A 20,229-nucleotide genomic window follows, 5' to 3' on the forward strand; every position below is an offset into this window, starting at 1 on the left:
CCGTATGAACTCACTCGGTGCCACCGTCACCCGCGGCGGCATCCGCATTGCCGCATGGTCGTCCGCGGCCAGCCGGCTCTGGGTCTCGATCTTCGATGAGCAGGGAGAGAGGGAGATCGACCGGCTCGAACTCCAGCCGGAAGGCGAGGGCGTTCACGCGCTTTTCGTTGCCGGCCTCGCCGCCGGCACCCGATACGGGCTTCGCGCCGATGGCCAGTATGCGCCCGAGAATGGGCTTTGGTTCGATCCCGACAAGCTGCTGGTAGACCCCTATGCCGTCGAAATCGACAGACCCTATGTCTATGACATCAGGCTCGCCGCGCGCCGGGGCGAGGGCACGGACACTGCGCCGCTGCTGCCGAAGGCGGTTGCCGCCACCCTGCCGCAGCCGGTGCATGCCTTGCCGCCGCTGTTCCAGCCCGGTGGCCTGATCTATGAAGTGCCGGTGCGCGCCTTCACCATGCTTCATCCGGCCATCCCGAAGCACGAGCGCGGGACGATTGCAGCGCTTGCCCATCCGACCATCGTCGAGCACCTGATAAAACTCGGGGTCGGGGCGGTCGAACTGATGCCGGTGACGGCATCGATCGACGAGCGGCATTTGCCGCCGCTCGGGCTGCGCAATGCCTGGGGCTACAATCCCGTGACATTCATGGGGCTCGACCCGCGCCTCGCGCCGGGCGGTCTCGCGGAATTGCGGCAGACGGTTGCCACGCTGCGTGAGGCCGGTATCGGCGTCATCCTCGATCTTGTCTTCAACCACACCGGCGAAAGCGACAGGCTTGGGCCGACGCTGTCGCTGCGCGGTCTCGACAGCCGCGCCTACTACCGGCATCGGCCGGACGGCAGCTTGACCAACGACACCGGCACCGGCAACACCGTCGCTTGTGATCATCCGGTCGTCAGGGAAATGGTCCTCGACACGCTTCGCCACTTTGTCCGCCATGCCGGCGTCGATGGTTTCCGCTTCGATCTGGCGCCCATTCTGGGGCGGGTCGATGGCGCGTTTGACGCCGCTGCGCCACTGCTCATGGCTATTCGGGATGATCCGCTCCTTGGCGACCGGGTGCTCATCGCCGAGCCATGGGATATCGGCCCGGACGGCTATCAGCTTGGCAATTTTCCGCCGCCCTTCCTCGAATGGAACGACAGATATCGCGACGACATCCGCCGGTTCTGGCGCGGCCATAGCGGCATGGTCGGCGCGCTGGCGACCCGGGTTGCCGGCTCATCCGACGTGTTTGCCAAGCCAGGCCAGCAGACGAGCCGCAGCGTCAATTTCATTGCCGCGCATGACGGCATGACGCTGGCCAACATCGTTGCCTACGAGCACAAGCACAATGAGGCCAATGGCGAGCAGAACCGCGATGGCCACTACGACAACCTATCCTGGAACAATGGCGTCGAGGGCGAGACCGGCGACCGGGCGATCGTTACGGCCCGTTTCGATGACCGGTGTGCGCTGCTGGGCACGCTGTTTGCCTCACGCGGCACGATCATGCTGACCGCCGGCGACGAATTCGGCCGCACCCAGAAGGGCAACAACAACGCCTATGCGCAGGACAACGAGATCACCTGGCTCGACTGGGCCGGGCGCGACCAGGCGCTGGAACAATACGCCGTTTTGCTCGCCGCGATGCGTCGTTCCGTGCCGGCGCTTTCCGACACGCGCTTCCTGACCGGAGAGCCGCCGCCCGGATCAGAAAACCCGGACGCGGTCTGGCTCACTGAAACCGGCACGCCGCTCGACGAGGCAGGCTGGCGGGATCCGGGGCGGTACCGCCTGGTCATGATGCTCGGCAGCGATGATTGCCGATTTGCCGTTGTCATCAATGGCGATCGCCGGGCGTGTATGTTCACGCTGCCGGAGCGCGTTGGATTTCGCTGGCAGCCAGCCATCGAAACACCCGACGGCGCAGCCGGCATTTCACGGCCGGTGCCGGGGCGAACGGTGATCTTCATGATCGAACACGAAGCCGCGCAGGCTCAGATAAAGGAGAACCCGAGTGGCAAGTGACCACGCCGAGTGGTGGCGCGGCTGCGTCATCTACCAGATCTACCCGCGCTCCTTCCAGGACACGAGGGGGGACGGCGGTGGCGATCTGCGTGGTATCACATCGAGGCTGGCGCATGTCGCATCGCTTGGCGCCGACGCCGTCTGGCTGTCGCCCTTCTTCAAGTCGCCGATGGCCGATATGGGCTATGACGTCTCCGACTATACAGCCGTCGATCCTATGTTCGGCACATCAGAGGATTTCGACGCGGTGGTCGCCGAGGCCCACCGTCTCGGCCTGAAAGTCATTATTGACCAGGTCCTGTCGCATTCGTCCGACCGGCACGAATGGTTCATCGAAAGCCGTACGAGCCGCGATAACCCCAGGGCGGATTGGTATGTCTGGGCCGATCCGAGGCCCGACGGCACCGCGCCCAACAATTGGCTGTCGGTCTTCGGCGGCCCAGCCTGGGAGTGGGTCGCGACCCGCAGGCAATATTACATGCACAATTTCCTCGCCTCGCAGCCGGACCTCAATTTCCACAATCCGGAGGTTCAGGACGCCCTGCTGGAAACGGTGCGGTTTTGGCTGGAGCGCGGCGTCGACGGGTTTCGCCTCGATACGGTCAACTACTATGTCCATGACCGCTGGCTGCGCAGCAACCCGCCCCTGGCGTCAAGCGTCGCAGGCACCAACACCGAAACCAATACCTACCTCTATCAGGAGCATTTGTTTGACAAGACGCAGCCCGAAAACCTGGCTTTCCTCAAGCGGTTTCGGGCGCTGCTCGACGAATATGAGGGCCGCGCCGCTGTCGGCGAGGTCGGCGACGAAGCCCGTTCGTTGCAGACGCTCGCCGCCTACACCGGCGGCGGCGACAAGCTCGACATGTGCTACACTTTCGACCTGCTCGGTCCGCAATTCTCGGCAGCACACGTGCGTGGATGCGTCGAAGCGTTCGAGAGTGCTGTCTCCGACGGCTGGGTCTGCTGGGCCCTTTCCAACCATGATGTCGTTCGCCATGTGACACGATGGACAAGGCCCGGCGGCGATCCGGAAAGGACGGCGAAGTTCTCCATCGCGCTGCTGTCATGCCTGCGTGGATCGATCTGCCTTTATCAGGGTGAGGAACTCGGGCTGGAGGAGGCGGAATTGGCGTTCGAGGATCTGCGCGATCCTTATGGCATCCGCTTCTGGCCGGGGTTCAAGGGCAGGGATGGCTGCCGCACGCCGATGGTGTGGGAGAAAGGCGCAGACAATGCCGGTTTTTCAATCGGCAGGCCGTGGCTTCCAATCCCGGAAAGCCATCGCGCCCGCGCGGTCGATATCCAGAACGGCGAGGAAAAGTCAGTTCTGGCCAGCTATCGGGCGATGCTGGCGTTGCGCAAGCGGCATGCGGCGCTGGTACAAGGTTCGATCCGTTTTCTCGATGCCGAGGACGAAGTGCTTGCCTTCATTCGCGAAGGCGGCGGCGAGAAGCTGCTGTGCGTTTTCAACTTCGCCGAGGAGCCGGCCAACTGGCCGTTGCCGCAGGGTATCGATGTCGCAGAGACGATCGACCTTGGCGCTGGTGCCGCCTTGCAGGAAAAGATTCTGTCGCTGCCGCCGTTGGGCTGCTTTCTCGGACGAGCCGGCTGATCTCTCCAGCTCACTGAACAAGCACAGAGCGCCCGCAAGTCGCGCCCATGACCCGGACATCGGCCTCGCCGACGCGCACGCCCAGCGCCCCAAGCACGTTGTAAACCAATTCGTCGACCGGCGCCGTCACGCCGTTCAGCAACGCCACCACTGCCGGCTTCACGGTTCCGAGCAAGGCGGTTACATCAAGCCCGAGGCCCAGCGCACTGACCGAAAGCGACAAATTGTTGACCAGCGACGTGGTGAGAGATTGCGTCAGGTTCTTCGTCGAGGCGTTCTTTATCGTCTTGCTTGCGATGTCGGTGCTGTTGAAGGTCAAGATCGTCGGATCGTTGTTGGCGATCTCAACGGCTGCAGAACCATTCACGCCGATCAGATTGAGGGTGAGAAACAGAAGCTTCACGCTGACCTGCGCGATTTCGGCATTTTGAAACGACTGTGGGTTGCTGAAATCGGCGAAGGCGGAGGGGCTGTTATCGGCATCGCTGGCGCCAAGGTGCAGCGAGGCAAGGCCCGGACGTGCGGCAATGGTAACTTTCAAACTGTCGGGGTGCCCCGTCGGCAGCTGATGTCGGTCAGCTTGGCTTCGGCAGAGGCCACCTCGACATGCAGCGGCAGTTTGACGGCCAGCAGGCTGATGCCGCCACCGAGAGTCGCATTGCTGCCGCCGACGGACGCCACCAGCTTGATCCGCGTCTGCGCCGTACGCACCACAGCACCCTTCTCGCCGATTGTCAGCCATGGCGAGAATTGTGCAGGTTCGCCGATTGCAATCGCAAGCGTGGTGGAGGCAAGCCCCGGAATGGCGGCTCCGAGATTGAGCTCGACCTGCTTCGAGCCGTTGGCCAGTGCAGCAGCGGTGGTCAGCATGCCCATGGCGCTGGCGTCGACCGAAAAACCGGGCGACTTTTGCCCGAGGCCCAACTGGCCCATTGATCCAAGATCGACAAGATGATTGAGCGGTATCTTGACCGTGTTGGTGGTCCTTGACGCGATTGTCTGCAAAGCCAGCTTGCTGGTGCTGCCAACGGGTGAAACATTAGCCATGGCGGTCGCTATCTCGCCCACCGTCGCTTTGGAAGCCAGCACCTCCGAATAGCTGACACCCGTCAGCTGCATCTCAACGGCAAGGGCATCGATGAACGAAAGCAGGTTCACGTCGGCAGCGATCAGAGCGTTGTAGTCCATGACGCTGAGCGCGATGCTGCCGCCCAGGAACTTGCTGAGAAGAGCGTTGAGGATGCCGCCATTGACGCTGAGAAGCCTGGACCCGACCGAGAACATCGCCTGCGGCGCTATGCTGGCCACGGCTTGGGTGCCGATCACCGGCGTAGGGATAAGCGAACTCGCGAAATAGCGCGCAGGAACCTTTTTCAGCGTGACATGGACGGCGTTGTAGGGCGTTTTGCCGCCCTCGAAGCGCTTGTCGACGCCGAGCGACGACTCTGCTGAATATCGGCCGCGGGTGACCGACACGACAGTCTTTCCGAGGGCAGGGGTGATCGTCTGCCCTGCCTTCTGAACAACGATGCCCGGCATTCCGTTGTCGCCGAGCGTCGTCACCACCGCGGCGTCAATGTTGTTGATGTTGGAGGCGGCGGTGATTGCCGCCAGATCGACCAGCGACTGAGCCTCCCGGCGCTCCACATAGATCGAGCCTTCATCGATGGCGAAGGCGGCCAGCGCCAGCGCGAACGGTGCGCACAGCGCCGTCATGACGGCGAAGTTCGCCGTCAGGTCGCCAAGCATCGAGCGGGCGACCCGGCCGATCCTGCCCGCCAAAGTTTGCGACATTCAGATGCCTCCAACCCGGATTGTCGACTGGCGTGAGATCGTGGTGCCAGGCATTGGCAGTGCCGGGAACAGATTCCAGACCGGCAGGTTGCGGGCATCATATTGGATGGACACGACGAACTGGTTTCCGTCGGCCGTGCTGTCCTTGGCCTGGTAAGTCAGCTTGTCGGAATCGACGAATGGATATCCCGCGGCATTGGTGGTGACGAAACTGGTCACCAGCGCCTGGCGCTCAACTTCGTTCAGCCCGGCAATCGCCGTGCGTGCGGCGTCCGCTGCGATCTGCTGCACGGAGTGACTGGCGCCAAAATAGATGCCATATGCAACCATGCCGAGCAGGAGCAAGATGAAAAAGGGCGCAAGCAGTGCGAATTCGATCGCGGACGTTCCGGACGGTTCTCGAAACTGGTGTAATTTGCGTTTTAGCTGACGCGTATTGCGCCGCTTTTTAGCTATTGTCCCAGTTTCCGCGCTGTTCATGTCCGTCGCCCATCAAGACATACCGAAGTCCGCAAAAGAAGTAACCCGTGGTTGCTTAAAGGCGGCTTAAGACATTGTGGCAAAGTGGAATCGACGACAGATTTCCTGCCGGAGGCGAAAGCTTGAAGCGGTTCTTCCGCCAAGTCGTGGAATTCATCAGCCGACGCAGCGCCCCGCTTCGACGCCCGACTTCTTCAACAAAAGCGGCGCAACCTGCTCGTTGCAGAGAAAGCGCCGTCGATCCCATCGACCACAACCTAGGATTTAGTTAGTAAGGGACCCCATTGACTTGCATAAATATCATGCGAACCGCTGAAGGCCATTGCCCAGTCCCCAGTCCAAACTTCCCACGAGGTGCAAGGGTTTTCGCGCAATGTGTAGGATCTGACGTGCGGGTTGTGTCAAAATTGCTGCCGCTAGTTGTAACTTGTGTTTACCACTCACGGGTTAGGGTTACCCAAAGGCAGTTGGCGGAATGACGGCATCAGATTATCTCCTGACACGCTTCGGGAAGCTCTCGCTTTTCAGGCAGACCTGCGTCGTGGTTCTGGCAGCCATCATCGGTGCGGATACACTCACGCTCGTTTTCTATGGTATCTTCTTTGCCGACCGCCTCCTCTTGGACTTGTTCTTGACAACGGTCATCACCGTCGCGGTTGGATTTCCGCTCGGCTATTTCTTCCTGAGACAACAGTTGAAGCTCGCCTTGATGGCCGCCAAGCTCGACCGGGCAGCACGAATTGACCACCTCACAAGCCTCGCCAACAGGAAAACCTTCTTTGAGGAGGCCGAGGCAATCGTGGGTTCCGAGGCCTTCAAGGAAGGCGCCGTGCTGTTCATGGACGCCGACCATTTCAAATCCATCAACGACACCTTTGGTCATGCCATCGGCGATGCCGTCCTCCAGGAGATGGGCAGCGTTATTCGCAGCTCGATTCGGGAAAGCGACTTGGCGGCGCGCATCGGCGGCGAGGAGTTCGCTGTGTTCCTGGTCGAAGCTGGCCGCGACAAGACATTGGAAGTGGCCGAGCGGATCAGACAGAACATGCGCGGTGTCAGACGGGCAGTCGGCATCGAGGACCGAGAAATCACCGTCAGCATCGGGATTTGCCTGCACGGACCAGGCCAAACTTTGGATGACATCTTGCTGCGCGCTGATCAGAATCTCTATGTGGCAAAGAACAGGGGGCGCGACTGCATCGTCGCAACCACCGGGTTCGGACCGGTATTCGCATGATCGTGACTGGCACGATGGCTCTACCTATCCAAACCCGGATCGGGATTAGAGAGAGGATGAACGCATCGACGTTCTCTGCGCCTGCGGTTACGCTCTCGTTTCGCAGACAGGCCGCAGATTGAACGGGTGGCTTGCATGACGCATCATGTGAGGCTAACTATTGCCTCACATGGAGTGGAGAGTGATATGCTAGCGCTCGGAAATGTCGCCGACGTGTTGGGGCTGCCCGTTAAAGAGGTGGCGGCGCGGTCGCCTTTCGGGCTGATCTCCCGGATCGAGGATGGACTTCCCATTGGCGCACTTGAGCGCGTTGCGCATCTTCTGGCGCCTGGCGATGCTCAGTTCAAATACCGGCTGATCCCCAAGGCGACCTACGAGCGGCGCAAGGCGGTACATCGCCTCTCGTCGGACGAGGGCACGCGATTGGCCCGCGTCGCGCGCGTCTGGAGCTTTGCTGTCGATGTCTGGCAGAACGAAGAGGAAGCACGCGATTTCTTGTTTCGGCCGCACCCGATGATTGAGGACAAGCGGCCGATCGACGTCGTTATCATGAGCGAGTTCGGTGCCGAAATAGTGGTCGATATTCTCGCAGGTCTGAAGTACGGCAGTGCTGCGTGACGGCGCAGACTCTCGATCGCACTCTTTCGTCCTTTCGTATCGGCGATCCGGCCGGCACCTACCCGATCTTCGATGCGACCGGCTCGACAATCGCGCCAGGGCGGTGGAACACGCCCGGAAGTCCTATCATCTACACCAGCGAGCACTATTCGACGGCCCTGTTGGAAAAGCTGGTGCATGGCAGCGGCCGACTGCCGCCCAACCAGCACTACATCGAAATCACAATCTCGCGCGGACTGAGTTACGAGGTCTTTTCCCACCCGTCACTGCCCGGCTGGGACACAATGCCGGCGATGGTGAGCCAGGGATTCGGCGAAACCTGGTGTTTAGAACGGCGCAGCCCCATCCTGCTGGTGCCGAGTGTCGTGGCGCGTCTCGATTGCAATGTGCTAATCAATCCGGCGCATCCGGAGTTTTCAAAGATCCACACGAGCCTGCACCAGCCGGTCTACTGGGACCGGCGGCTGTTTGGCGCGTAACGGGGAGGGGCTTTCTCAAGAGGCCTTGGTGAGATTGACGCGGAACCGGTCACGTCGGCGCTGAGGCTCGGTCCACGGGCTCGACTGCTATTTTGCCGATCGCGCAGTGGCTGTCGCTGCGCCTTACTTAGGGTGACCTCACGAGTCTGTTGAAATAAAAAATCGCCACGTTACTGTTTGCCCACCAGCCGCCGGAAAGGGAACCGGCGGCGCGCTCAAAGGGGCCAGCTAATCGGCTTCGGGGCGTCAACACTCAAGAGGCGCAGCTGAACGGCCGCCTCGACAGGGAGAACTTCATGCTGAAAAACATGCTGAAGGCGACGGTGTTCGCCACAACCATGGCTTTGGCCGCCGGCACGTTCTACACGCCAGCCTTCGCCGAGGTCGTCTACAACCGCGGCACCGCCGCCGAATCGGAGTCGCTCGACCCGCACAAGACCTCGACAATATACGAAGCCGCTGTATTGCGTGACCTGTTCCAGGGGCTGGTCATGCAAGACCAGAAGGCGAACGTCATTCCGGGCGCCGCCGAAAGCTGGACTGTATCGGACGACGGCACCGTCTACACCTTCAAGCTGCGCAAGGACGGTGTCTGGTCGGATGGTAGCCCGGTCACGGCAGATGACTTCGTCTACGCGTTTCATCGGCTGGAAGATCCGGCCACCGGCGCCGAATATGCTTCGATGCTCTATCCCGTGAAGAACGCCGAGGAGGTGAACACCAAGAAGGCGAAGCCGGAGGAGATGGGCGTCAAGGCAATCGACGCAAATACTCTGGAAGTGACGCTGAAGGCGCCCACGCCCTATTTCCTTGAAATGCTGACCCACCAGGCGACTTATCCGGTCAGCAAGGCGTCCATTGACAAGCTCGGCGCCGATTGGATCAAGCCGGGCAATCTGGTCTCCAACGGCCCCTTTACCTTGGCGGAGTGGGTTCCCAACGACCACATCAAACTGGTCAAGAATCCGAAATTCTGGGATGCTGCGAGCGTCAAGCTCGACGTCGTCAACTACATCCCGACCGAAGATCGTTCGTCGGCGATAAAGCGCTTCGAGGCCGGCGAACTCGACAGCTACGACGACCTCCCGACCGAGCAGCTCGCCGATCTCAAGGCCAAGTTTGGCGATCAGATTCGCGTTGGACCTTACCTCGGCACCTACTATTTTTCGATCAAGACCGACAAGGCTCCGTGGGACAACGTCGAACTGCGCAATGCCATCTCCATGGCAGTCGACCGCGATTTCCTTGCCGAAAAGGTCTGGCAGAACTCAATGCTGCCCGGCTATTCGATGGTGCCTCCGGGCATTGAGGGCTATACGCCGGCAATGGCCAAATACGCGGACATGTCGCAGATCGACCGCGAGGATGAGGCCAAGAAGGTACTCGAGAAGCTTGGCTATACGCCCGAGAAACCGCTGAAGATGGAAATCCGCTACAACACGTCGGAAAACCACAAGAACACTGCAGTCGCCATCCAGGAGCAGTTGAAGCCGCTCGGCGTCGAAATCACGCTGCTCAACACCGACACCAAGACCCACTACTCCTTCCTCGAGCAGAAGGGCGACTACGACGTGGCGCGTGCCGGCTGGATTGCGGACTACAAGGATCCGGAAACCTTCCTCGGCATCTCCCGCAAGGCAAGCGGCAACAACTATTCGGGCTACAACAGCCCGGAATTCGAGAAGGCCATGGACGAGGCGGCCGCCGCCGGCGGCAAGCCCGAAGAGCGCATGAAAGAACTCGCCGAGGCCGAGCGCATCCTCGTCGATGACGTCGGCAACATCCCGCTTCTCTACTATAGCTACAAGGATATCGTTTCTCCGAAGCTTCATGGCTTCGAGGACAACGTCATGGATGTGCATCCGTCCCGCTTCATCTCCAAGGACTGATCTCCTTGGCCGGACTGCCGCTCCTTTACAGCGCCGCGCGTCCTTTGGGGCGCGCACAGGGCGCTGAAACGCCTTGATTTTGCACGTGATCCTCTCCGGACCTTCGGCTCGGGTCATGCGTTAGGGGCGGCGGTCCCGGTTTGCTAGCAAAGCGGGGAACCGATGCTGCGTTATGTATTCCGGCGGCTTCTGACCGCCATTCCGACGCTGTTGGTCATCGTGACCATGGCGTTCTTCCTGATACGCGTCGCGCCTGGCGGCCCGTTCAATCAGGAGCGGGGCCTGAGCCCCGAGATCAAGGCCAATCTCGAAGCGCAGTTCGGTCTCAACGACCCGCTCTGGCTGCAATATGTCCACTATCTCGGCAATCTGCTGCGCGGCAATTTCGGTCCGAGCTACAACATGCCGGATTTCACTGTCGGCGAATTGTTTGCCAGGGGCCTGCCCGTTTCGATCCAGATCGGCGCCTCGGCCCTGATTCTGGCGTTGCTGCTCGGCGGCCTCCTCGGCACCATTGCCGCGCTCAACCAGAACAAGCTTGCCGACTATTCGGTGATCGCTCTGGCGACCGCCGGCAGCACCATTCCGACCTTCGTCATCGCGCCGGTTATCCAGCTTCTGTTCGGTCTGACCTGGAAACTGCTGCCGATAGGCGGCTGGGGCGATGGCGCCTTGCTCAACAAGATCGGCCCTGTGCTGACCCTCGCCTTGCCGCAGATCGCCATCGTCGCCCGCCTGATGCGCGGCTCGATGATCGAATCGTTGCGCTCGCACCACATTCGCACCGCACGTGCGCTCGGCCTGTCGGACTGGTCGGTGGTCGTCAAGCATGCGCTGCGCGGTGCCATATTGCCGATTGTCTCCTTCACCGGCCCGGCGGCGGCGGCACTGCTCACCGGCTCGATCATCGTCGAGACGATCTTTTCCATTCCCGGCATCGGCCGCTATTTCGTCGAGGCCGCGCTCAACCGTGACTACACGCTGGTCATGGGCACCGTGGTGGTCATCGCGCTGTTCACCATCGTCTTCAACCTGATCGTCGACGTCATGTATGCCTTCGTCGATCCGAGGGTGCGCTATGACTGACATCGCAGCCACCGCTCCGGCCATCGTCGGCCGTTCCCTGTGGGGCGATGCCTGGGCGCGCCTCAAGGCCAACCGCGCCGCCATGTTCAGCCTGTATTATCTTGCCTTCATCGCGATCCTCAGCGTGTTCGGACCCTCTTTGGTGCCGCATCGATACACCACCATCTACGCCGACTATGTGCGCATGCCGCCGAGCTTGTCGGCCTATCCGAAGCCCGACAAGATAGAAACCGCGCTCAACGAGGCGATCAAGCGCATGCGTGTCGACATCAAGCAGTGGCGGCAGGAAGACAATCGCATCTTCGTCACCGTCACATCGCGCAAGCCGATCGACGACCGCAATGTCCGCTACCTCGATCGTTCCGATGCCTTCGACAACACCAAGATAGAGAGCAAATCGGCTGACGGCCTTGAAGCGGTGATGAGCGCTTCAATCAGGCAGCAGTATTTCCTGTTCGGCACCGACAATACCGGCCGCGATCTCCTGTCGCGGACGCTCATGGCCGGGCGCATCTCGCTGGCCATCGGCCTGCTCGCCGGGGTCGTTGCGGGCGTCATCGGCGTGCTCTACGGCGCTGCGGCCGGCCTTGCCGGCGGCAGGATAGACGAGGTGATGATGCGCATTGTCGATGTGCTCTATTCGCTGCCGTTCATTTTCTTCGTCATTATGCTGGTGGTGTTCTTTGGTCGGAACTTCGTGCTGATGTTCCTGGCGGTCGGCGCCGTGCTGTGGCTCGACATGGCGCGCATCGTGCGCGGCCAGGCGCTGTCGATCCGGCGGCAGGAATATGTCCAGGCGGCGGAGGCGATGGGCATAGGCCAGCGCGGCATTCTGATCCGCCACGTCATTCCCAACCTGCTTGGCCCAGTGGTCATCTATATGACGCTGCTGGTGCCGCAAGTCATCATCCTGGAGAGTTTCCTGTCGTTTCTCGGGCTCGGCGTGCAGGAACCGATGACCAGCTGGGGCGTGCTGATCTCGACCGGCGCCAAGAACATCGGCACCGCCAACTGGCTGCTTTTGTTCCCAGCATTTTTCCTTGTCTCGACGCTGTTCGCGCTGAATTTCGTCGGCGACGGCCTGCGCGACGCGCTCGACCCGAGGGATCGTTGAGATGGACACCTCCGAAACGATCCTCAGCGTCAAGGACCTTCGCGTCCGCTTCCGCACGCTTGACGGCGTGGTCGAGGCGGTCAAGGGCATCAACATCCACGTCAATGCAGGCGAAACCGTTGCCGTGGTCGGCGAATCCGGTTCCGGCAAAAGCCAGACGATGATGGCGGCGATGAGCCTGCTGGCCTCGAACGGCGAGGCGACCGGCGTCGTCGACTATCGCGGCCGCAACCTTTTGACCCTGAGCAAGTCCGAGCTCAACCAAGTCCGTGGCCGCAAGATCAGCATGATCTTCCAGGAGCCGATGACCTCGCTCGATCCGCTCTATTCGATCGGCAACCAGCTGATCGAACCGATCCGCCGGCATCGTGGCCTTGGCGCGGCGCAAGCACGCGAAGAGGCGCTCAAGCTCTTGCGGCTAGTCCATATTCCCGATCCCGAGCGGCGGATGAAATCCTATCCGCACGAATTGTCGGGTGGCCAGCGACAGCGGGTCATGATCGCCATGGCGCTGGCCAACGACCCCGACATACTGATTGCAGACGAACCGACGACCGCGCTCGACGTGACCATCCAGGCGCAGATTCTCATGCTGCTCGCCGAGCTGCAGCGCAAGCTTGGCATGGCGATCGTCTTCATCACCCACGATCTCGGCATTGTTCGGCGCTTTGCCGACCGGGTCTATGTCATGCGCTACGGCGAAGTCGTCGAGGAGGGCGAGGCGGAAGCGATCTTCGTCAATCCGCAGCATGCCTATACCAAGATGCTGTTGGCCGCCGAGCCGACCGGAACCAAGGCGCCGCCACCGCCAAATGCGCCCGTCCTGCTCGAAGGCAGGAATGTCGAAGTGACCTTCAAGATCGGCGGCGGGTTTCTCGCCGGAGAGCCGCTGATCCTGCGCGCGGTCGACCACATTTCGATCCGGCTCAAACGCAACCAGACCATCGGCATCGTCGGCGAATCCGGTTCAGGAAAATCGACGCTCGGCCGAGCCCTGCTGCGGCTCCTGCCAAGCGATGGGCTCATCCGCTTTGGCGATCGCGATATTTCTGCCGCCGACCGCCAGGCCATGCGGCCGCTGCGGCGCGAATTGCAGCTGGTCTTCCAGGATCCGTTCGGTTCACTGTCGCCGCGCATGACCGTTGGCCAGGTCATCACCGAAGGGCTTCTGGTGCATGAGCCGACCCTGTCGGGCAGGCAACGCGACCTGCGCGCCGTCGAGGCCTTGCGTGAGGTCGGGCTCGACCCGAATGCGCGCAATCGCTACCCGCACGAATTCTCCGGCGGCCAGCGCCAGCGCATCGCCATCGCGCGGGCGATGATCCTCAAGCCCAAGGTGGTCGTCCTCGACGAGCCGACGTCGGCGCTCGATCGCTCCGTCCAGAAGCAGATCGTCGAATTGCTGCGCAAGCTGCAGGCCGACCATGAACTGTCGTACCTGTTCATCAGCCACGATCTCGCCGTCGTGCGTGCCATGGCCGACTACATCATCGTCATGAAGCAGGGCAAGATCGTCGAGGAAGGGCCGACCGAGGCGATCTTCAGCAATCCGCAGGCCCCCTACACGCAGACGCTGATGGCCGCGGCCATCGACGTCACACGGTTTCGCTTGAGTGCATAGCGACCGGTCAGCAGCGGATGGTCGTTGAAAGGTCCCGAGGCGAATAGACCGTCGTCTGCAGCCACGGCTGCTATGGCTTCGATCTCGATCATCGCCTCGGGCGTTTAGCGCTTTGATCTCGACGATTGTCTTCCGGCGGAGTTCAACGACCTCGTTGAAGTTGCTCATGTCCTGCGCTGGATTCAACATAACGCCCGAAGTTGTTCAGGATCGCCTGCCAGCCGTCACGCTGCATGTCGATGGAGTTCTGCGTCTCGGCATCGAATATGGTCGTCACCTTCGTACCGTTCCCTGCGGCTTCGAAGGTCGTACGCGCCTTGCGCCCGTCGCTCATGGCGAGTGCGATCGCCTTGTACGGCTCGACCTCTTCGTACACCGCCTCGAAATCGAAGCCGAAACTGCCGTCCTTGGCTTCCATGCGCGCCTTGTAGCCGCCGCCCACCTTTAGGTCGGCTTCCGCGCTTGGGCAGCACCAGTCGTCGGAAGCGAAGTTCCACCGCGTGATATCGCCGGGCGTCGTGTAGGCCTCCCAGACGCGTTCGATCGGCGCGGCGATCGTGGTGGCAATGGTGATCTGCTGGTTGGTCATTTTTGGTTCCCTTGTCGTCGCAGTCGGATGAGATCACACGGAAGGTTTATTGCGTGATTTCGGGCTCGACGAGGTGAGCAAGCTTGCGCAGCGACTCTTGCCAACCGAGATAGCATGCCTCGACGGGGATCAGATCGGGCACGTTCTCCTGAACCACCATCATCTCCGTTCCGACTGAAACGGCCGTCAGCGTGACGGTCACTTTCATCTCGCCCGGAAGGTTCGGATCATCGAACACGTCGCTGTAGAGGAGCGTCTCGCCGGGGACGAGTTTCAGATAGGTGCCGCCGAAGGAATGGCTTTGCCCGGTCGTGAAGTTTCGAAACGACATTCTGTGCTTGCCGCCTTCCTTCGCCTCAAGCTCATGGACCGTACAGGTAAAACCGAAGGGCGGGAGCCAACTCGCGACCGCGTCAGGTTCCAGAAATGCGCGGTAGACCTTTTCGGGCTTCGTGGCGAAAACCCGGTGCAGTTTAACGGTGTTGGGCATGATCATCTCCATTCATTGAGCTCACCAAGGCGTCGTTGCCTTGGATCGAGTTAGCCTGCTGCTGCGGCTTCCAGTGCTGCGATATCGATTTTCTTCATCGTCATCATCGCCTCCATCGCGCGCTTGGCCTTGGCGCGGTCGGGACTGGTCGTCAGTTCCATCAGCCGCTTCGGCGTGATCTGCCAGGAGAAGCCCCACCGGTCCTTGCACCATCCGCAGGCGCTCTCGCTGCCGCCGTTTCCTGTGATCGCCTTCCAGTAGCGGTCGGTCTCTTCCTGATCTTCGGTCAGCACCATCAGGCTGACGGATTCGTTCGCCTTGAAATTCGGGCCGCCGTTCAGGCCTAGAAAAGACTGGCCGAGCACTGTGAACTCGACCGTCAGTTCATTGCCTTCCTTGCCGCCGGGATAGTCCGACGCGGCCGCATTCAGCCGATCCACATGGCTGTCGGGAAAGTTGGCGGCATAGAACTCTGCCGCCTTGCGCGCTTCGCCGTGGTCGAACCACAGGCAGGTCACGAGTTTCGTCATTTTTAATCTCCTCGGTTCTTGGGTGGTATTTGTTCGTGCCGCGACTGTCAGACCTCAGTCGAACCAGCCCTTGGGCGGCTCGCCGGCCTGAACGGGACCGATGAACGCCATCATAAGGTCGGCCTGGATTACATCGACCGCATATGTGTTCGATGATCTAAACTCGCTCACGGGTCTTTCACCTGGTTTCGTTGCTTCGTGTCCAAAGGACGAACAAGTGGTGCGCCTCCCGACAGCCAACCTGTTATTTTTTTGCCACGCGGCAAGGCCCACCTAACCCGAGTCGATCCATCCAACCGCCGGCTGGTAAGAGCGGGTCGGCGTAGGGGCCGGGCCGTTTGCTTCAGCACCGGTTGTCCATAAACATGAGGCGTTCGTGGAGAAGGCGCTTGAGGTCCTCGTTGATGCCCGCAGTTTTCGCGGAAACAAACAACAACCTAAAGCGCGCCGCATGAGGCCGGTCACGCGACGCGCTTTAGTCGCCCGCCGTCGTCGAAGGTGCTGGTGCACGCTGATCGGCTGCATCGCCTTCCCGAGCAGGCCGGTTCACGGCAAGCACCGACAATTCATGCCGGCGCCCATCTCGCGCAGTCCACATGATCGACTGTCCGGCCGAGAGGCCGATCAGGGCCGTGCCGATCGGCGTAAGGATTGAAACCTTGCCTTCGGAGATGTCCGCATCGCCAGGAAAAACCAGCGTCACCGTTTTCGCATCACCGGTATCGGGCTTGAACGTCACCGTCGAACCCATCTGGACGGCGCCCGCGGAGATCAAACCATCGGAAACGATGCGCGCTCGCTCGAGTTCGGCGAGCAGGTCATCGGAAGCCTGCGGATTTCGTGCGGCCACGGTGCTCGCAAGCGCCGATAAACGCGCATGGTCCGATTTCGAGATGCGGATGGTCGGCTTGCGCCGCGCCTTGATGTTATCTTGCATTTTCGAATACTCGTATTCTCAGTTGAGCGGGCTGCCTCAAGCATGGTTTAACTGGCCAATTCGAGGCAGATCTTGCTCAAAACCGATGCCCCAGAGCCGGTGCTGGCCTGCGTACGTTCGATGTCGATTTTATGTGCTTGCCCCGCGGCCCGGGGCACATGGCAGCCGAGCCGGGGGTTACGATCCCGCGATGGGGCAAACCCGGAAAAGAAAATCGCGACGGATCTTTTTTGTGGCGTTCATATAACCGTAGTTGGTGCCGAGATCGGGGAAGTCAAGACGACCCTGTAGCAAGGCGCGGTGATGCCAAGCCGGAACAATTCGACAGCCGGTGAGTTTCCACGATGAAGGGCGATCTGTTTCGGAGGAAACTGCGATGAAACGCGTCCTCCCCAAAACGTTGTACGGCTGATGCTGGGCGGCGTAACCGCCGGCTTGCTCACGGTCGTCGAGATTCCCAGCCCCGTGGCGCCATTGTCGCTTGTGTCCGAGGCGAGGGCTGCCACCGACGTTTCCGTTTCGATCAGCACATTTTACGATGAACTGTCTTCCCATGGTGATTGGGTTTCGTACCGGGGAGCGACCGTTTTCGTCCCGGTTGATGTACCTGACGATTGGCGTCCGTATACCATTGGGCATTGGGTCTATACCGAGCAGTATGGCTGGCTCTGGGTGTCCGACGAGCCGTTCGGGTGGGCGACCTACCATTACGGCCGCTGGGGCTATGCCGACGACATCGGCTGGTACTGGGTTCCCGGCACTCGTTGGGCGCCAGCATGGGTGAGTTGGCGGCGCGAAAGGGAGCACGTCATCTGGGCTCCGCTGCCGCCGCGCCGCGATCCCGATTTGATTTCGATCGAGGTGACCATCGACACCACGCCGGATTTTTACTGGGTCGTGGTCCCCACCCGCGAATTCCTTGCTGACGACATTTCTGTCGTCGTTATCCGTGATGAGCCGGAGTTTGTGCGCATTGTCGAGGCGGCCGAGCCGGCCGGCGACGTGACGATCCAGAACAACGTGGTGATCAACAAAGTCGTTGATGTTGATGTGATCGAGAAGGAGACAAACCAGCAGGTAACTGTCGTCGAGGTCAGCGAGACCGAGACGCCCGAGCAGGCCGGCAAAGTGGAAAACAATACGGTCACGGTCTTTGAAGGTGAAGTGAAAGCCGATCCCGACGCCAAACCAGCCGAGCTCAAAGACATCGAGGAGGTGAAGCAGGTTCAGGCAGGCCGGAAATCGAAGCCCACCGAAGGCGCAGCAACGACCGAACAGGCGCCGGCGACCGATGAAGAGGTCAAGCCGGAAGAGACCGCCGAGCCTGAGAAGCCGACGACCGACGAGCAACCCGCCGCCGAGCAGGAGCAGGCCGAACCCGAACAGGCGGGCAAGCCTGAGAAGCCGACGACCGAGGAGCAACCCGCCGCCGAGCAGGACCAGGCGGAGCCGGAAGAGACGGGCAAGCCTGAGAAGCAGAAGGCCGAGGAGCAACCGGCCGCCGAGCAGCAGCAGGCCGAGCCGGAAAAGGCGGCCAAGCCTGAGAAGCAAAAGGCCGAGGAGCAGCCTGCCGCCGAGCAGCAGCAGGCGGAGCCGGAAAAGGCGGCCAAGCCTGAGAAGCAAAAGGCCGAGGAGCAGCCCGCCGCCGAGCAGCAGCAGGCGGAGCCGGAAAAGACGGCCAAGCCTGAGAAGCCGAAGGCGAAGGAGCAGCCCGCCGCCGAGCAGGAGCAGGCCGAGCCCGAACAGGCGGCCAAGCCTGAGAAGCCGAAGGCGAAGGAGCAGCCCGCCGCCGAGCAGCAGCAGGCCGAGCCCGAACAGGCGGCCGAGCCCGAACCACAGAAGCAAGAAAACAAGGCGTGCGATCCGCAGACTGGGGCGAACTGCTAGGTGTGCGGGTACAGACTACGGGCACTGCGATCGTTCCACCGCGGTGCCCACTGTGAGCCGAGCCTTCATTGGTCGCGGTGACTGCTGGGGTCGCGGTGATTTTTGGCAGCCCCGCCACCCGCCGTAAGCCATCTTGCATCGAACCAGCGGTCCGCCGGTCCGTCATAGGGCAGCCGCGTGATATCCCAATGGCTGACGAAGCGCGCGTAGGCGTCCCACACTGGTGGACCCCCGCCGATGAAGACGACGCGGCCGACGAAGCGCTGGAGTGTGTCCTCGGGATCCATGCTGGAGCGAACGACGACAAGTTCCCGATCCGCGCGAGCAAAATCCGGAATGCTCGCGATCGTCTTGGGACCGGCGAGCAAGACATGTCCTCTGGTCAGGTCGAAAAATCGTGCAACGTCGGCGACGAACTCCGGCGACCGGTTGCCTTCCCAGGGAAGGCCCCCTTTGAGGCCGAGCTGCCCCGCTTGGCCGATGGCACAGACGACTCTAACGACAGTCTTTTTCATGAATACTCCACCGATAGCCGGTCTGATCGCATTCGCAACGCTTGCACGTCATGCTGCGCCACGCGCTTTTGGTATGGTGATCCAAACAGCCTCGACCTCGCTGCCTTACTCCGCTGCGGCTGGCTGGTCCACCGCCTCGTTGAGGAGGTGGTTTTGAGTGTCGTCGGCCGGACTATGGAACTCCTTCTCACAAGTCCATCCCGGCACTGAAACAAACGAAACACTTCGAGTTCGGCGCGGAAAAACCCCTGAAACAGCGATGGTTTAAATCCAATGGCATCGCTGCACCCGCGGCGCCAATCAATGGAGTGTTGCAATGTCGATAATGCGAGCAGCTTACCGCTCTTTCCGGGACTATCGGGTTCACCGCATGGCGGAACGGACTCTGGCGGCAATGGACGATGCCTTCCTGAGGGACATCGGGATCAGCCGGTCCGAGATTAGCTTGGTGGTCCGCGGCTTGCAGCGCGGCCAAGAAGACAAGGCGGGCTGAAATCATGGCCACCTTCTGGCGGCATCCGCCGCCAATGCCCATGAGACGGGCGATCCGCATTGCCAGGCCAAGGCGGCAGCGCGCTCAGGAGTAGAGGTAACCCATGCCGCGGATCGTCCTGATCACCTCGGGCTTCGAGGGATCGACCTCGATTTTCTTCCGCAGCCGCGAAACGCGAATGTCGATGCTGCGATCGAAGGGATCCCACCCGCGGTCATGGGCGAGATCGAGCAGTTGATCGCGGTTGAGTACGCGTCCGCGATGTTCGCTGAACACTTTCAGAAGCCGGAACTCCATTGGGGTGATCGCTATTTCGACCCCCTCGGCGTTGTATAATTTGTGTGCGTCCGGGTCGAAGCGGCACTTGCCGAACTGGACCTGGTGAGGGCCCGGAGTACTCGCTTTCCCCGCAGCGCGTTCGCTCGCCGATGTCCTGCGCAGCACGGCCTTGACCCGCGCCAGCAGCTCCCGCAGGTCGACGGGCTTGGAGACATAGTCGTCGGCGCCAATCTCCAATCCGACAACGCGGTCGACGATTTCCGCCGATCCGGTCAGCATGATAATGGCAACGTCTGAGTGCTCTCGTAGATATCGCGCCAGGGAGAGGCCATCCTCACCTGGCATTCGGATATCCAATATGACCACATCGACGTGCTGGCTCTCAATAAGTTCACGCAGGGCAGGCCCAGCGTTGGCGGGCGTCACGGCATAGCCATGGTGCTCCAGATATTCCGCTACCGTGTAGCGGATATCCGGTTCGTCATCGCAGACCACTACATGTGCGTGCGTCGTCAAAATCGACCACCGAGCAACCAGCCTAATGGATAAGCTGCCTCTA

20 protein-coding genes are annotated in these 20,229 nt (G+C 61.1%); 11 read left to right on the forward strand and 9 right to left on the reverse strand.

Going from position 1 to position 20,229, the window contains the following annotated elements; translation table 11 throughout:
• Positions 1-4: 4 nt before the first annotated feature.
• Both glgX and M727_RS0134765 read left to right on the forward strand, forming a co-directional pair.
• Positions 5-2,017: a glycogen debranching protein GlgX gene (gene glgX, locus M727_RS38940; protein WP_036264569.1), complete on the forward strand. Its 2,013-nt coding sequence runs from the start codon at positions 5-7 to the stop codon at positions 2,015-2,017.
• Complete coding sequence (locus M727_RS0134765) at positions 2,007-3,632, forward strand: alpha-glucosidase family protein (protein WP_027156351.1); 1,626 nt, start codon at positions 2,007-2,009, stop codon at positions 3,630-3,632. Before glgX ends, M727_RS0134765 begins: the two co-directional genes overlap by 11 nt.
• 10 nt (positions 3,633-3,642) lie before the next feature.
• On the opposite strand, the gene M727_RS43685 is transcribed toward M727_RS0134765, so the two are convergent.
• The 3 genes from M727_RS43685 to M727_RS0134775 are packed head-to-tail and all read right to left on the reverse strand — an operon-like array spanning position 3,643 to position 5,906.
• Positions 3,643-4,173, reverse strand: coding sequence for a hypothetical protein (locus tag M727_RS43685; RefSeq protein ID WP_245269195.1), 531 nt, complete (start codon positions 4,171-4,173; stop codon positions 3,643-3,645).
• The gene (locus M727_RS38945; RefSeq protein ID WP_245269206.1) at positions 4,170-5,426 is read right to left on the reverse strand and encodes a pilus assembly protein TadG-related protein; all 1,257 of its coding nucleotides are present in this window, start codon (positions 5,424-5,426) and stop codon (positions 4,170-4,172) included. Before M727_RS38945 ends, M727_RS43685 begins: the two co-directional genes overlap by 4 nt.
• Positions 5,427-5,906: a TadE/TadG family type IV pilus assembly protein gene (locus M727_RS0134775; RefSeq protein WP_084647039.1), complete on the reverse strand. Its 480-nt coding sequence runs from the start codon at positions 5,904-5,906 to the stop codon at positions 5,427-5,429.
• Between the two features lie 541 nt (positions 5,907-6,447).
• On the opposite strand from M727_RS0134775, the gene M727_RS0134780 reads away from it, so the two are divergent.
• The 7 genes from M727_RS0134780 (at position 6,448) to M727_RS0134810 (ending at position 13,950) form a co-directional block, all read left to right on the forward strand.
• Positions 6,448-7,143, forward strand: a complete 696-nt coding sequence (locus M727_RS0134780; protein WP_245269213.1) for a GGDEF domain-containing protein — start codon at positions 6,448-6,450, stop codon at positions 7,141-7,143.
• A 186-nt stretch (positions 7,144-7,329) separates the two neighbouring features.
• Complete coding sequence (locus M727_RS0134785) at positions 7,330-7,761, forward strand: DUF2384 domain-containing protein (RefSeq protein ID WP_027156354.1); 432 nt, start codon at positions 7,330-7,332, stop codon at positions 7,759-7,761.
• The gene (locus M727_RS0134790; RefSeq protein ID WP_027156355.1) at positions 7,758-8,240 is read left to right on the forward strand and encodes an RES family NAD+ phosphorylase; all 483 of its coding nucleotides are present in this window, start codon (positions 7,758-7,760) and stop codon (positions 8,238-8,240) included. The genes M727_RS0134785 and M727_RS0134790 overlap by 4 nt, the downstream gene beginning before the upstream one ends.
• Before the next feature lie 296 nt (positions 8,241-8,536).
• A complete protein-coding gene (locus M727_RS0134795) occupies positions 8,537-10,129 on the forward strand; it encodes a peptide ABC transporter substrate-binding protein (RefSeq protein WP_023799734.1) in 1,593 nt (530 codons plus the stop codon).
• A gap of 162 nt (positions 10,130-10,291) precedes the next feature.
• A complete protein-coding gene (locus M727_RS0134800; protein ID WP_023799733.1) occupies positions 10,292-11,215 on the forward strand; it encodes an ABC transporter permease subunit in 924 nt (307 codons plus the stop codon).
• Positions 11,208-12,329 (forward strand): ABC transporter permease subunit, encoded by a 1,122-nt coding sequence (locus M727_RS0134805; RefSeq protein ID WP_027156356.1) that lies wholly within the window; start codon positions 11,208-11,210, stop codon positions 12,327-12,329. The genes M727_RS0134800 and M727_RS0134805 overlap by 8 nt, the downstream gene beginning before the upstream one ends.
• Position 12,330: 1 nt before the next feature.
• Positions 12,331-13,950: an ABC transporter ATP-binding protein gene (locus tag M727_RS0134810; RefSeq protein WP_027156357.1), complete on the forward strand. Its 1,620-nt coding sequence runs from the start codon at positions 12,331-12,333 to the stop codon at positions 13,948-13,950.
• Positions 13,951-14,092: 142 nt separating this feature from the next.
• On the opposite strand, the gene M727_RS0134815 is transcribed toward M727_RS0134810, so the two are convergent.
• The 4 genes from M727_RS0134815 to rnk all read right to left on the reverse strand — a co-directional run bounded on the left by M727_RS0134815 (position 14,093) and on the right by rnk (position 16,496).
• Entirely contained in the window at positions 14,093-14,539 is a 447-nt protein-coding gene (locus M727_RS0134815) for an SRPBCC family protein (RefSeq protein ID WP_027156358.1), read from the reverse strand.
• 46 nt (positions 14,540-14,585) lie between these two features.
• Positions 14,586-15,029 (reverse strand): SRPBCC family protein, encoded by a 444-nt coding sequence (locus tag M727_RS0134820; protein ID WP_027156359.1) that lies wholly within the window; start codon positions 15,027-15,029, stop codon positions 14,586-14,588.
• A 50-nt stretch (positions 15,030-15,079) separates the two neighbouring features.
• Positions 15,080-15,559 carry a VOC family protein gene (locus M727_RS0134825; RefSeq protein ID WP_027156360.1) on the reverse strand — a complete coding sequence of 160 codons (480 nt, stop codon included), beginning with the start codon at positions 15,557-15,559 and terminating at the stop codon, positions 15,080-15,082.
• A 475-nt stretch (positions 15,560-16,034) separates the two neighbouring features.
• Positions 16,035-16,496 (reverse strand): nucleoside diphosphate kinase regulator, encoded by a 462-nt coding sequence (gene rnk, locus M727_RS0134835; protein WP_027156361.1) that lies wholly within the window; start codon positions 16,494-16,496, stop codon positions 16,035-16,037.
• Positions 16,497-16,907: 411 nt separating this feature from the next.
• Between rnk and M727_RS0134840 the strand changes: the two genes are divergently transcribed.
• The gene (locus M727_RS0134840; RefSeq protein ID WP_027156362.1) at positions 16,908-18,383 is read left to right on the forward strand and encodes a DUF6600 domain-containing protein; all 1,476 of its coding nucleotides are present in this window, start codon (positions 16,908-16,910) and stop codon (positions 18,381-18,383) included.
• A gap of 65 nt (positions 18,384-18,448) precedes the next feature.
• Here M727_RS0134840 and M727_RS0134845 read toward each other — a convergent pair whose 3' ends face one another.
• Positions 18,449-18,898 carry a dihydrofolate reductase gene (locus tag M727_RS0134845; protein WP_027156363.1) on the reverse strand — a complete coding sequence of 150 codons (450 nt, stop codon included), beginning with the start codon at positions 18,896-18,898 and terminating at the stop codon, positions 18,449-18,451.
• A gap of 316 nt (positions 18,899-19,214) precedes the next feature.
• Between M727_RS0134845 and M727_RS41260 the strand changes: the two genes are divergently transcribed.
• The gene (locus M727_RS41260) at positions 19,215-19,391 is read left to right on the forward strand and encodes a DUF1127 domain-containing protein (protein WP_084647040.1); all 177 of its coding nucleotides are present in this window, start codon (positions 19,215-19,217) and stop codon (positions 19,389-19,391) included.
• 84 nt (positions 19,392-19,475) lie between these two features.
• On the opposite strand, the gene M727_RS0134855 is transcribed toward M727_RS41260, so the two are convergent.
• A complete protein-coding gene (locus tag M727_RS0134855) occupies positions 19,476-20,186 on the reverse strand; it encodes a response regulator transcription factor (protein ID WP_036264572.1) in 711 nt (236 codons plus the stop codon).
• Positions 20,187-20,229: the final 43 nt, after the last annotated feature.

The organism is Mesorhizobium sp. WSM2561 (genome assembly GCF_000513915.1).
GTDB lineage: Bacteria > Pseudomonadota > Alphaproteobacteria > Rhizobiales > Rhizobiaceae > Mesorhizobium > Mesorhizobium muleiense.